This is a genomic window from Dyadobacter sp. HNCC25DJ186, assembly GCF_056895235.1.
Map to the genome: position 1 here is coordinate 313,247 of NZ_JBXHAS010000003.1, position 14,280 is coordinate 327,526.

At 41.1% G+C, this 14,280-nt stretch carries 10 protein-coding genes; 5 read left to right on the forward strand and 5 right to left on the reverse strand.

Annotated elements, in window-relative coordinates; all coding sequences use genetic code 11:
• Positions 1-190: 190 nt before the first annotated feature.
• Positions 191-1,843: a UxaA family hydrolase gene (locus tag AC1XUO_RS11110; RefSeq protein ID WP_483329849.1), complete on the reverse strand. Its 1,653-nt coding sequence runs from the start codon at positions 1,841-1,843 to the stop codon at positions 191-193.
• A gap of 323 nt (positions 1,844-2,166) precedes the next feature.
• Between AC1XUO_RS11110 and AC1XUO_RS11115 the strand changes: the two genes are divergently transcribed.
• From AC1XUO_RS11115 to AC1XUO_RS11130, 4 genes are all read left to right on the forward strand, one after another.
• Positions 2,167-3,048 (forward strand): AraC family transcriptional regulator, encoded by an 882-nt coding sequence (locus AC1XUO_RS11115; protein WP_483329850.1) that lies wholly within the window; start codon positions 2,167-2,169, stop codon positions 3,046-3,048.
• A gap of 256 nt (positions 3,049-3,304) precedes the next feature.
• Complete coding sequence (gene ade / locus AC1XUO_RS11120) at positions 3,305-4,936, forward strand: adenine deaminase (RefSeq protein WP_483329851.1); 1,632 nt, start codon at positions 3,305-3,307, stop codon at positions 4,934-4,936.
• Between the two features lie 160 nt (positions 4,937-5,096).
• Positions 5,097-5,678, forward strand: coding sequence for an RNA polymerase sigma factor (locus AC1XUO_RS11125; RefSeq protein WP_483329852.1), 582 nt, complete (start codon positions 5,097-5,099; stop codon positions 5,676-5,678).
• 99 nt (positions 5,679-5,777) lie between these two features.
• Entirely contained in the window at positions 5,778-7,049 is a 1,272-nt protein-coding gene (locus tag AC1XUO_RS11130; protein WP_483330396.1) for a replication-associated recombination protein A, read from the forward strand.
• A gap of 16 nt (positions 7,050-7,065) precedes the next feature.
• Here the strand turns inward: AC1XUO_RS11130 and AC1XUO_RS11135 are convergent, their stop codons facing one another.
• Positions 7,066-7,590 (reverse strand): DUF892 family protein, encoded by a 525-nt coding sequence (locus AC1XUO_RS11135; RefSeq protein WP_483329853.1) that lies wholly within the window; start codon positions 7,588-7,590, stop codon positions 7,066-7,068.
• Between the two features lie 408 nt (positions 7,591-7,998).
• On the opposite strand from AC1XUO_RS11135, the gene AC1XUO_RS11140 reads away from it, so the two are divergent.
• Positions 7,999-8,271: a hypothetical protein gene (locus AC1XUO_RS11140; RefSeq protein ID WP_483329854.1), complete on the forward strand. Its 273-nt coding sequence runs from the start codon at positions 7,999-8,001 to the stop codon at positions 8,269-8,271.
• A gap of 64 nt (positions 8,272-8,335) precedes the next feature.
• Here AC1XUO_RS11140 and AC1XUO_RS11145 read toward each other — a convergent pair whose 3' ends face one another.
• The 3 genes from AC1XUO_RS11145 to AC1XUO_RS11155 all read right to left on the reverse strand — a co-directional run bounded on the left by AC1XUO_RS11145 (position 8,336) and on the right by AC1XUO_RS11155 (position 13,764).
• Positions 8,336-8,623, reverse strand: a complete 288-nt coding sequence (locus AC1XUO_RS11145; protein ID WP_483329855.1) for a hypothetical protein — start codon at positions 8,621-8,623, stop codon at positions 8,336-8,338.
• Between the two features lie 80 nt (positions 8,624-8,703).
• Positions 8,704-10,290: a RagB/SusD family nutrient uptake outer membrane protein gene (locus AC1XUO_RS11150; RefSeq protein WP_483329856.1), complete on the reverse strand. Its 1,587-nt coding sequence runs from the start codon at positions 10,288-10,290 to the stop codon at positions 8,704-8,706.
• A 57-nt stretch (positions 10,291-10,347) separates the two neighbouring features.
• Entirely contained in the window at positions 10,348-13,764 is a 3,417-nt protein-coding gene (locus tag AC1XUO_RS11155) for a SusC/RagA family TonB-linked outer membrane protein (RefSeq protein ID WP_483329857.1), read from the reverse strand.
• Positions 13,765-14,280 lie beyond the last annotated feature (516 nt).

The window sequence follows — 14,280 nt, forward strand, 5'->3', positions numbered from 1 at the left end:
CGGTCAACAGGATAAATCCCGTGTCGAGACCTCCAAGCTCCTGGCCCCAGGAATGACTTCTGGCGTTGTAGCCTTGGATATTTTCCCCGACCTATACCTGAATAATTCACAGGAATGGTGACCTCAGTGCTTTTCCAGATTCATTTGCAAGATCAATCCGCGGATTAGTTGTTTCCAGCTTCTAATGTTATTAAAGCGAAACACCTCTTTTCCAGGGAATAAAATCATCCTGCCCTAGCTGCTGCGCCTTCGTCAGTTCTCCACTTGCCACTTTGATAACATATTCCAATAAATGGTCTGCGTTTTCCTCCAGTGACTGCGTACCATCCACAACCGGCCCGCAATCAAAATCGATCACATCCGGCATACGGTTTGCCAGAATAGTATTCGTTGCAACTTTGGCAACGGGGCAGATTGGATTTCCTGTCGGAGTTCCCAAACCAGTTGTGAAAAGGATAATATTCGCCCCGGCAGCTGTTTGTCCCGTTGTCGCTTCTACGTCATTTCCGGGTGTGCAAACTAGTGCCAGACCAGCTGCTGTTGCTCTCTCCGTGTAATTTAAAACATCTGAAATATATGCATTTCCACCTTTTTTAGCAGCACCAGCTGATTTAATTGCATCGGTGATCAAACCGTCTTTGATGTTACCAGGCGAAGGATTAAAGGCAAATGCTGATCCAACTGCTTCTGCTTTTCCCGCATAATCACGCATTAATTTTTCAAACTTGGCCGCTTTTTCTTCTGTAACACAACGGTTGAGAAGTTCCTGCTCTACACCATTAAGTTCCGGAAATTCAGCCAAAAGGGTTTGTCCGCCAAGCCCAACGACGATATCAGACAAATGACCTAAAACCGGATTAGCAGAAATTCCTGAAAATCCATCCGAACCACCACATTTCAATCCAACGGAAAGTTTCGACAAAGGTGCCGGCTCACGATACTGCTTGTTCATTTCTGTCAAACCCAGGAAAGTTGACTTGATCGCACCTGAAACCAGCGAGTATTCAGTTCCTTTCTGATGTTCAAAAGCGTAAAAAGGCTTGTTGAAATTTGGATCGCGCTTTTTAATTTCGTCTTCCAAAGTTTTAAGTTCCGAATTCTGACAACCTAAACTTAACACCGTAATACCAGCCACATTCGGGTGAACTGCATAAGCGGCAAAAAGCGCACATAAAGTATTGGCATCTGTGCGGGTACCGCCGCAACCGCCTTCGTGTGTCAGGAATTTAATTCCATCAACATTTGGGAACGGACGACTTTTTACCTGCTGTTCTTTTGTTGGTTCAGTAAATCCTCCCAAATTTTGCATACGGGACATATCTCCTGACTGGTATGCCTTCAAAAATTCAGCAACCTGCCCCCGATACATATCCGTTTGCGCATAACCAAGTTCTCGCTCGAAGGCATCTTTCATGATCAGCACATTGCGGTTTTCACAAAATACCAGCGGCAAAACCAGCCAGTAATTGTAAGTCCCTACCCTGCCGTCTTCCCGGTGATACCCATTAAAAGTTCTTCCCTTCCACCGACTTACGTCCGGCTGTGTATATAAATATGGCTGCCGATTCGCAGTGCTGTAATCCTGGGAATCGTGTTTTAAATTAAAGGTAGTAATGGGTTCTCCCCGTTTGATCGGCTGTTTTGCCCGGCCAACCAAAACGCCGTACATGATAATCGCACCACCTGCCTCTATATCTTCGGTAACAAATTTATGCTTTGAAGAAACGCCGAAAGGCAAAACATAACGCTCGCCGTTCCATTCCGCAGTATCGCCTGTTGGAATATCTCTTAGCGCAACGATAACATTGTCGGACGGGTGAATTTTTAAAAGATTGGACGCCATAGTCTCAATAGAAATAAGTATTAATAAATGTTCATGATGTAAATCTGAAATAACTTCTTGCTAAGAAATTCGTCTTCATTATAATCAGACGATTTATTCCGTTTTTACCCGGCATATCAAAAGCATACATCACTAATATATACTTATAAAAAACAGCTGAAATAATACAGGAAGTTATCCAAATAAAAATACCAATATTTCTTATTGAATTTTAACACAAATGAATAGAAATATAAAAAGGCGTTGTTTCACTATACTGGCATATTTTTCAATAATTTTGGCATAAATTGATTCATAATTGATTAAATCTTGACATTATAACTGTGAAACCGCAATTACTTAAAGTATCCAAAGGATTGCACCAGTCTTTCAGTATCAGGCGGGATGTGGTGTTGTATTTTTATAACCGTTGGCATTATCATCCGGAGATCGAGCTCGTGCATATTGAACAAGGCTCCGGAACTCAGTTTGTGGGAGATAACATCCAAAATTTTGAGAGTGGAGACTTGCTGCTGATCGGCCCAAATCTGCCGCACTATTGGCGCTGTGATGAAAAGTATTTTAAGGGTGATTCTCAGCTGTATGCTCAAGCCACGGTCCTTCATTTTTCTGCGGATTTATTTGGAGAAACTTTCCGAAGTCTTCCTGAAAACAAAGCAATCAATGAATTACTGGAAAAGGCGAAATGGGGAATGAAACTTTTGGGAAAGGAAAATCAGCAGATTAAAATGCTGCTTCAAAAACTGCTGGATCAGGTTGATGGAAATCCGATTATTTCATTGTTGCAAATTCTGGAAACGCTGGCGCATAGTAAAGACATAAAGTTGCTTTCGAATAGCCATTATCAGGAAGAATATGACCAGCACGACGAAGATCGGATTAACCAGATATATAAGTATTCACTGAGTAATTTCCAGCAAAAAATAACGATCGAAGAAGTTGCCGAAATCGCAAATATCAGTCCAAACTCTTTTTGCAGGTATTTCAAAAGCCGAAGCCGGAAAACTTATTCTCAATTTTTACTGGAGCTTCGAATCGGCCATGCCTGCAAATTATTGATTGATGGAAAACTGAGTGTCGCACAGATCTGCTATGAAAGTGGATTCAATAATTTTGCCAATTTTAACAAATATTTTAAAATGTATACCGGAAAAAGTCCCCTTCAATACCAAAAGGGCTATCGCGCGAGTTCGGTTATTTCCTGATTGTCTTTTATAGCTTCTATTCTTTTTTTTACCGGTCCGACGGCAGAAAAAGCCGTCGGACCGGGCGACCCCGTCGGATGGCTTTTTCCGCCATCCGACGGGTAAGGAAAAACTGCGTCAGAAACTAAAAGCTACTTGGTGATGGTTTTATAAATTACGTGCTGAAACAATGAATACTATTCACGCGGTATTAAAACAGATGGTTTGTATCCTTACCATTTAATACCAATACATATTTGCCAAAACAATAATCAAAATGAGAGCCAACCTAGTTAACATCTTCGAAAAGACAATTCAGGAAGCTGAGATTTCAATAAAGAATAAAGTCATTGAAAGTATAAATATAATAGGCGAAGAAAATCCTAGTCGTCCTTATATAACACCGGGTTTTGTGGATGCCCACGTCCATGTCGAAAGCTCCATGCTGACACCTTCCCAATTTGCCCGATTAGCCGTAGTCCATGGCACGGTCGCCACAGTTTCTGACCCGCACGAGATCGCCAATGTGGTTGGTGTCCCAGGTGTAGAATACATGATAAAAGATGGAAAACGTGTTCCATTTAAATTTTGTTTCGGTGCCCCTTCATGCGTCCCAGCTACTGTTTTCGAAACGGCTGGTGCCGTGGTCGACCCGGAAGATGTCAGAAAAATGCTCGCAAGCGACGACATTGGTTACCTTGCAGAGGTTATGAACTTCCCCGGCGTTTTGCAAGGCGACCCTGATATGGTGGCGAAAATCAACTGGGCTAAACATTACAATAAACCTATCGACGGCCATGCTCCCGGACTTCGTGGCGAAGCGGCCAGACAGTATGCAGCCAATGGAATTTCCACAGACCATGAATGTTTCACTTTTGAAGAGGCGAGAGAAAAAATCGATTACGGTGTCAAAATCCTGATTCGTGAAGGAAGCGCCGCCAGAAATTTTGACGCGCTAATTCCGTTACTGGCAGAATTTCCCGACCGGATTATGTTCTGTTCGGATGACAAACATCCCGACAATTTGGTCGAGGGGCATATCAACATACTTATAAAAAGAGCACTGGCGCTTGGACACGATCTCTGGAATATTTTGCAGGCCGCCTGTATCAATCCGGTCGCGCATTACAGACTTCCCGTTGGCTTACTGAGAAAAGGTGACCCGGCAGATTTTGTGGTTATCGATAATCTTACAGATTTCAATATTATCCAGACTTATCTTGACGGAGAATTGGTCGCTGAAAACGGAATTTCTTTTATTCCTGATCTTCGCAGCGAACATATCAATCAGTTTAATTGTGAAGCAAAAACACCATCAGATTTCGCATCTCCAACACCTACCTCAACCAATGGAAAAATTCGGGTTATTGAGGCTTTGGAAGGACAATTGATCACGAATCTGTTAATCGAAGATTTTAAAACAGAAAACGGTTTTATGGTTTCGGATACCGATCAAGATATTCTGAAAATCGTTGTTGTAAACCGATATCAAAATGCTGCTCCTGCCATTGCATTTATCAAAAACTTTGGCTTAAAAGAGGGGGCGATTGCTTCGACCGTTGCGCACGACTCGCACAATGTCATTGCAGTTGGCTGCGACGACCAAAGTATTTGTGACGCTGTCAATTTATTAATTGAAGCAAAAGGTGGAGTTTCCGCCGTAGGTTTGGATGAAAAACATATGCTCGCACTTCCTATTGCAGGTCTCATGACGGACTTGGACGGGTACAAGGCAGCAGAAGCTTATGCAAAAATTGATCAGTTTGTTAAAACGAAGTTAAGATCAACATTAAAGTCACCCTATATGACATTATCTTTTATGGCTTTATTGGTAATTCCTAATATTAAACTAAGTGACAAGGGTCTTTTCGACGGTGAAAAGTTTGAATTTGTAAACTTAAATCTATAAAAGGTTACTTAACTAAGGTTTATTGCATGATTAACTTAAAGGATGTAATTTTTTCTTGAAAATATTTTTTTAATACGTTTTTTTATAAATATATTTACAAGTGTAAAAATGACCCTTATTAATTTATCATTCCTAACCTTAGTTAATTCCTAACCTTACGATGGCTCACTTACGCTACAAACAAGAAGAAGAACTTTGTTTTTGGGACCAGTTCAGAAAAGGAGACGAGAACGCCTATGCATGCCTTTATCGGTCGTACGTTCACATCCTCTACCAATACTGCTCTCAGTTTACGATTGATAAGCCATTAATTAAGGATTGTATTCACGATTTATTTGTGGAACTCTGGAGAAACCGAACAACGCTGGGTGACACCACATCTGTTCGGTTTTATCTTATGGCGTCGATCAAGAGAAAATTGGTTCGCCATTTGAATGCGCAGCAGAAACACACCAGCAATGAGGATATTCCCGTGGAATACTGGCACATTCACACGCCTTCTCATGAAAATCAAATGATTTCTGAGGAAGAATTTGACTCAACAAATCAACATTTAAATGTAGCAATTAACGGGTTGCCCCGCCGCCAGCGTGAAGCGATTTTCCTGAAATTTTACATGAATCTTAACAATCATGAAATTGCCGACCTGATGAAAATCAACATACAATCGGTATATAACCTTGTATTTGGCGCGTTGGGAAATCTAAAAAAACAAATGACACTAGACCGACTTACATTCTGATTTGAAAATATTTTTACATTTGACAGAAAGCGTAACAATGTGTTACGCTTTTTTTTTGTTATTAAATTACATCAACAAAAATTACATTCTCAACACATGATATCACCAATTGCCACGCCTCTTGCCGAAAGACTACGTCCACGCATACTTGATGATTATATCGGACAGGAAAAATTACTTGGCAAAAACGGACCATTAAGAAGGGCCATTTTACAAAATACAATTCCCTCCATGATTTTCTGGGGCCCTCCGGGGGTCGGAAAAACCACACTTGCCTTATTATTGTCCGACGCTACTAAAAGACAGTTTTATAATTTAAGCGCGATTAACTCAGGAGTGAAAGAGTTACGGGAAGTGCTGGCACGGCCTTCCGGTCTATTCCCACCGATTTTATTTATTGACGAAATTCACCGGTATAACAAAAATCAGCAGGACGCTTTGCTCGGAGCAGTGGAAAAAGGTCAGGTTACGCTGATCGGCGCGACGACGGAAAACCCATCTTTTGAAATAAATTCCGCTTTGCTTTCACGTTGTCAGGTTTATATCCTTGAAGGTTTTGGTGAAAATGAATTAAAAGCAATTATCAACCGTGCACTTGAAAAAGACGAATGGCTGAAACAGAAAAAAATAACCTTCACTTCATATGATGCTTTATTAAGGCTTTCTGGCGGTGATGGCAGAAAACTTTTAAATCTTCTCGAACTCGTTGTGTTAGGTAAGGGCGATGTAGCAGAAATTGAAATTACAGATGAGTGGGTTACAGAAGTAGCGCAGCAAAATATTGCCCGATATGATAAATCCGGCGAACAGCACTACGATATTATTTCCGCATTTATAAAATCCTTGCGAGGCAGCGATCCCAATGGTGCCGTTTACTGGATGGCCCGGATGATTGTTGCCGGAGAAGATCCGTCTTTTATTGCAAGAAGGATGCTGATTATGGCTTCCGAAGATATTGGAAATGCAAACCCCACCGCGATGATCATGGCAAATGCCTGTATGCAGGCGGTGAATGTGATTGGCTATCCTGAATGCAGAATTATTTTGTCGCAAGTGGCAATTTATCTGGCGACATCTCCGAAAAGTAATGCAAGTTATCTGGCCATTGCGGACGCCATGGAAGCTGCCAAAAATACAGCGCATTTACCAGTTCCGCTCCATTTAAGAAACGCTCCCACAAAATTGATGAAACAAATTGGTTATGGAAAGGAATATAAATATTCGCACGACTTTGAAGGCAGCTTTGCGAAACAGAATTTTTTGCCTGAAGAATTGAAAGGTACTAAACTATTTGAGCCTGGGAATAATGCCCGCGAGGAAGAGATACGCCGGAAACTTCAACAATGGTGGACCGACTGGTATGGATACTGATGTTCAGGAAAATGTATCAGGGTTTCGAATCCGGTACTTTTTTCAAATCCTTGTCTTTTAAGAGCTTTTCTGCCAGTTTGCTTAAATATTGATGGTTATTTTTTTCTTCTCCGGCAACAGATGCCATAATCTCGTTGACCTGGTCGATATCTAGCTCGCCGACCAATGCTACCAGGTGATCGTAAGATATCACTTGAAGATTTTGCAGATCTGAAATATCCGTGTGCCTCTTTTCCATGTCAGTTTTTTGTGATTTTCTTTTTAAGGGTTCAAATGAAACATTACTTTCCCATCCTTTTGTGGTATCAATCCCTAAAACCGGAGTTTTAATTTCTGCTTTTGGAAATGAAATTTCCAGCTCTTTAATATTTTCGTCTGCTCTTTTCCAGATATCTTTCAAGGCTTTCGCTAGTTTTTCCAGATTCGATCTTGTTTCCATTTCGCGAAGTGCATCCTCAATTTTTTTCTCCCCGAAATGAGTCTTTCTCAATTCAGAAAGAAATAGTTGTTGATATTTTATTTTCTTTTGGTCTTTGTCCATAATATATAGCGACAATGTGCCGCAAATCTATTCTACAATTTTACAAACTTTATTCTATACATCCTTATAAAGGTGCTGGTTAAAGAGTTTATGTATAGTACGTAAAATTATATAAAAAGTAATGCCTTGATTATCAAAATATTCCAAAAACTATTAAATAATTTCGATAAATTCTAAAAGCACAACTTCACGGCGTATTCTGGAAACTTTACTGTAATTACAGGCATGACTATGAAACAGTTGGTTATTTCTATTGATAAAAATTGTATATTTGATCAAATGGCTCAATCAAATTTGAATGACTATCTTAAACATCTAGCCATTTGTCTATTCTTGCCTTCACATCACAGGGATTAACTTTGATTAAGCCATTTCTGAAAATCAACAAAATAACAATTAACAAACATTATGGCTAATTTTTTTCATCTTGAAGGCCAGAATTTCGCCTTCAATATTGACCGTGTAGACTATTTTATTAAATCACAGGAAGAACCAACAGAAAGTGAATTGGCAAAATATCTGATCACTTTTTATTCAAACGAAATCAAGGTTGGAATTTGGGTATATGATTCAGTGGAAGCCAGGGATAACCAGTTCGTAAGTCTGGTAACTAAGAAATTCCCAAAATCATCATCGAAAGATCAAAACATTTTGAAAGTTCCGATTACTATTATAGAATAGAAATAACTGTATAACGAAAAAGGAGTCAATTTTTACAATTGGCTCCTTTTTCAATATATAGTTATCAGGATATTCCCATCAAGGGCTCGTCTGGTTCGTTACCTGGAAGAGGTTCCGGCGTAATTTCGGGTGCGTCCGGGCTTACCGGCGGCAATTCTGGTTCTGGTTCAACTGGAGGTGTTTCGGGTTGCCTTTCCCAAGGTGGCGTTTCCTGTGGAATTTCCGGATTAGGATACTCCGGTCTTGGATCAAAAGGAGGCGTTTCAGAAGGACTAATCGGATCCGGATACTGGTGGCCCTGGCTCACTACTGTTTCTTCGGATGTCTCACCGGGATTTATGGTCTGTTTCATGATATCTCAATTTTGGAAATTTAAGCATTGTCATAATGATTTGTACAGTTAAAATAACCATGCCCACCAAAACCCGAATTTTACCAGCCTGAGTTCTGTTTTAAATTTGGGTTAATGTCCAGTTGAGGTTGCGGAATCGGATATATCTCGAATTTCGGATCATAAGGCGTCAACCTGGCTCCCACAATCTGGTCGGGCGTTATCGCCGCAATTTCTTCGCGCAAAGTCCCCCACCTTCTGATGTCAAAAACAGTAGTGAATTCCCCTGTAAGCTCCAATCTTCTTTCAGTACGAATTGCAGCACGAAGTTCAGCAGCAGCAGCCGCTTTTGAAGGAGCCGCTTTTGCCCTTGCTCTCACCCGATTCAAAATCGGCAAAGCATTCGCCGGTTTACCTGATTCATTTAATGCTTCTGCATAACATAACAAGACATCCGAAAAACGCATTTCGATCAAATCGGAATTATAACCCTGCGCCGGAGATCCAGCGATTCTGGGAACTCTGGCGAGTTTTCCATAAGCAAGACCATATCCAGTGGTTGTGTCACCCATATACATTCCGTTTTTTTTATTTTTGTAAACATTCACTGTAGAATCGTAAATGACACTATCACCCGCAACTGCGGCAAAATTGGGGCTTCCTTTGTACAGGTACCTTTCGACCAGAGTAAAGTCTCTTCTCGTATCGCCTGGCCCAAAGAGTTTATAGAAACTGTATGTTAAACCATAAGTAGTCTGCTCATCTCCATTCTGCAACCCCTGTGGAAAAAGGAAAAACGGAAAGAAATTCCCATTGGGATTAGACTCATTTGCAAAATATCCGAAAGACAAAACGATCTCCTGATTACGTTCATTATTTATAGAAAACACATCAGCAAAATTGTCGAGTAAGGTAAAATTATGCTTCGCTTCATTTGCCGTTCCGACCACTTCTGCCAGTTTATCAGCGGCTGTCTGAAAATATTCTACTTTGTTCAAAGGCTTGCCGGCCATGTGCAGATATACTTTTCCAAGTATCGCTTTAACAGTCCCGGCAGAAATCCGGCCAATGTCCGCACCTGTCCAACGATCAGGAAGATTATTTTCCGAGAATGTCAGATCTTCAACAATGAAGGCATAAGTTTCGTCAATAGTTGACGCTGGCGCATAGATCAGGTCTGATTGTTCAAGGGATGTGATTGCATTTTTTATCAGGGGAACACCGCCAAAATAACGCACCAGGTTGAAATAAGCATAAGCTCTGAGAAACCTGGCCTCTGCAATATATGTATTGGCAATTTCCGGATCCTCGACAGCTTTATTTGCATTTTCAATGACAGAATTTGCCCGGAAAATGATTTTATAAAACCGGCTCCAAATGGAATTAAAGGCATCCTCTCTTGGTAAATGTCCGAATCGGTAAAATGGATCAGCACCAGCTCCAAAAATTCCTGCGGTAGCATACCGATGCCCTGACTCGCTCAGAATGAAACGGTTGACAATGTCGTTGTAATTTGCGGCAGTGTAACTTTGATACACACCAAGTGTCGCCTTTTTTAATCCTTCTTCATCAGCAAAAACCTGGTCCTGGTTTAAGGACGAATACGGAACTTCGTCGAGAGAATCTTTACATGACTGCAAGCCAAGTATGGAGAGCAGCAGTGCTGATATATATATTTTAAGTTTCATATTTTGAATGATCAAATTGAGAATGAGATATTTTCAACTTTTAATATCGAATTTCACTTAAAAATTGCACGAAAAACCAATGGTATATGAACGTTGCGCTGGATAAGCTCCATAATCAATTCCCTGCTGAAGCAACGACTGATTAAAAGAACTTACTTCCGGATCAAACCCTTTGTATTTTGTAAAAGTGGCAATATTGGTTCCTGTGACAAACAAACGCGGATTCTGAATTACCCCCAACTTTGGAAATGTATAAGAAAGTGTCAGCGTTTTTAGACGAATAAAACTTCCGTCTTCCAGCATTGTCGAATTAATATCCGAGGAGCTCAGGCCACGCTGCGTACTTGGATAAAGCGGATCATTGTGTTGATTGGATTCCGTCCAGCGCTTTTGATACCAGTCTTCTGATTGGTTAAATGCTATTCCGGAATAATTTACGATACCATTATTCAAATAAAACCTGGTAAGATTGAGTACATCATTTCCGACTGAACCTGTAAAAAACGCGTTAACCGAAAACCCTTTCCAGGCAAAATCATTGGTCCAACCGAACGTAAAATCAGGATTTGATTTTCCAAGAATCTGGCGGTCTTCCGCATTGATGATACCGTTCCCGTCGGTGTCCTGATATTTCCAGGAACCCGGAATCTCAGTCGAAAGGCTGGCATAAGGATAGGTCGGTTCGCCTTCCGCGTTAAAATCGGATTTCTGCGCGAGACCCACTATTTTATATCCAAAAAACTGTCCAACCTCTTGCCCTGGAATTAAAATTCCGGATATTCCACCCAGCAGGTTTCCATTGATCGCTACATAATCCGGCGTTTTTTTATCTCCGAGATCTATCAGCGTGTTGACATTTCTTGAAATATTAAACCGTGTGGAAAACTGGATATTCTTTCTTTTGATCAGATTTGCCTGCAAGGTCAGCTCAACGCCCTTGTTTCGCATATTTCCATAATTATCTATGATACTCGTCACGCCCGACTGAGCAGGAACGACCCGGTATTGAAGCAGGTCCATCGTTTTTTTATTGTAGTAATCAAAGCTCACCACGAGACGGTCATTTGCTGTATTAAAGTCGAAGCCAATGTTCAGCTGACGGGTTCTTTCCCAGGATAAATTCGGGTTTCCAATCGAGGTCGGATAAAGGCTTGTAGCAATGTTTCCTTCATTACCCATTTCATAAAAAGCACTCCAAAATTGCGCAAGTGAGGAATAGGGACTGATTGCCTGGCTGCCGGTTTCACCAAATGAAGCTCGGATTTTTGAATTGGAAACGGCTTTGACATTTTCCATAAAAGGCTCCTGATCAATATTCCAGGCAAGCGCAACGGCAGGAAAGATTCCATATTTTTTGTTTGCAGCAAATGGAGACGCCCCATCCATTCGAATAGACGTGTTCAAAACATACCTTCCTTTGTACGAATAATTGCCTCGAAAAAATCCGGACTGCAATCTTCTTCCTTCTTTATAAGAACTGATACTCTGATTATGCGCACTTCCGATATTATCAATTCCAAAAAACGGCACATCATATCCGCTTGAAACCGTATTTAAAAATTCAACAGTCTGGTCATTGTATTCGGCGCCCAACGTGGCATTTAAATAATGATCTTTATTGAAAGTGTTCTCATAAAGAAAGTATGCATTTACGTTATAACTATATGTATTCGACATGGAATTACTTCCACTACCATTCACGACACGCCCTTCTGCGGTCGTTGGGGGCATAAATGCATTTCTCCTGGTGAGGTTTTGATTCGTCCCAAGGCTTACAACAAGCTGCAAGCCATCGACAATCCTGAACCAGTTTTCCAGGTTAGCAATGATGTAATCATTCTTGGAAATGTCTGTTTTGGATTTTAACTCATTATATGGGTTCGCAAAATAAGTACCAACAAAGCCCGGAACACCCAATGAATTGTTACCTAAATAATTAAGATCAATAATTGGAGCAGCTCTTAAACCATCCATCAAACCGCCCGAATTTGGCCAGGCATGACCAGTAGTTATTGCCCGATTGGATTTTTGACGCACCAGTGATAATTGTCCTTTAAGCGTGTACCAGTTCGTAACTTCATTATTCACATTGACACGCAGACTTGCCCGGTTATTATCTGAATTGATAAGTGTACCTTTTTCTGAAAGATAATTCCCGGAAATATAATACGAAGACTTTTGACTTCCTCCCGACACACTTAACGTAACATCCTGACGAAAACTTGGCTGGGTGATTGCCCCAATCCAGTCGGTATTTGTGAAGGCGCTATCCAAATTTCTGAATGGCTCAGGCCGGTCCGTTATACGATAAGATTCATTGATAATTTCGGCATACTGCCTCCCGTTCATCATCCTGATGGGTTTTGCAATGGATCCGAAGGATGTTTTATTCACAAGCTCCACTCTGCCAGCTCCCCGTTTACCTGCTTTTGTGGTAATCAGCACGACGCCATTCGCACCTCTCGAACCATAAATTGCCGTGGCAGAAGCATCTTTCAAAACTTCCATGCTTTCGATGTCATTCGGATTTATTCCGTATAATCCGTTTTGCTCATACGCACCTGTGAAGTTTGCGCTCGCCTCGCGGTATGGAGGCATCGGAAAACCATCGATGACATATAAAGGTTCATTGTTTCCACTCAGAGAATTATTCCCGCGAATACGTACCACCGTTGACGCGCCTGGCTCACCCGACGATTGGGTCACCTGAACTCCGGTCGCACGGCCCTGCAAAGCCTGGTCAAGCGTATTCACGACCGCACTTTTTATTTCCTGTGCAGCAACTCTTGATGTGGAACTGGCGAGATCGCGCTTGCTCTGCGTTCCGTATCCAACAACGACCACTTCTTTCAGTGCTTTTGCTTCCGGATTAAGGGAGATATTGAAATTGGTCTGCCGCTTTACAACTTTTTCCTGTGTTGTAAAACCGACATAACTGAATACCAGTACCGATTTTTCGTCAGGCACCCGGATATTGAAAAGTCCGTCAGGATTCGTCACCGTCTGGATTTTTGTATTTTTTACCAACACACTCACGCCAGGCAAACCTTCACCGGCTTCATCAATCACCCTGCCTTTTGTAGCTATTGCTCCGGGGCCGGCAACACTGTCCGTTCCGACTTGGGATGTTACATTTTCCGTAACGGATTTATTTAACGTATCGGACTTTTCAACGGGTTTTGATATTAAATCATTTCTCCCGGCAGGATTTGCAACGGTATCAATCTTTGCGGCGGGTTTTAAAAGCGGATCAAAATTCTGACGGGTTGGGGAAATGGAGTCGGTTCTAGGGACGGGCTTGACCAACGTATCTTTGAGCGTGGAGGTCAGAGTCGAATCGATTTTTAAATTTTGGCTTCTGACAGAATCCTGCATTGGCGCAGGTATGGAATCGCGTTGGGCTGGTGTTATTTGTGCTGCCGAATATTCTGTCAAAAAAATGGATAGACAAATAAGCGGTAAAACTTTTTTCATAATCACGAAAATGCGCCAATGGGTGCATGTTTCATAGCTTCGTTGAGATTTGTTCATAAGTGGCAGGTGAGTAAAGAAATTCAGATAATTGATTTAGTTTACATTGGATAGTAATTAAGTCTTGTTTCGAAGTTGAAACCACCCATATACTTAAACAAAAATCATACCGTTACTTTTCTGCAAATATTGGGCACAAAAAAAATGGCCGTCTTGCAGATCAGCCATCTTTACTCTGTCATCAGCATCCTATCTGTTCCAGCTCAAAGACCATCGAAATTTATCGTTTTGATGCTAACACAGTAGCAATAACCGAATTACCTTTTGTTAGGTAAATAGTACAACACTTAGGAAAGCCTGATAAATTATCACAAAACAAATCAGGTGTAAATATTTTCTGTCCCTTTGTTTGTAGATTTTTTCAACAAAAAATGGTGCATATGGAAAATTAGTATAGCCAAGACCTATGTACGCTATACGATAAACAAAACCACCCTTCCCAAAATTATCGGATGATAT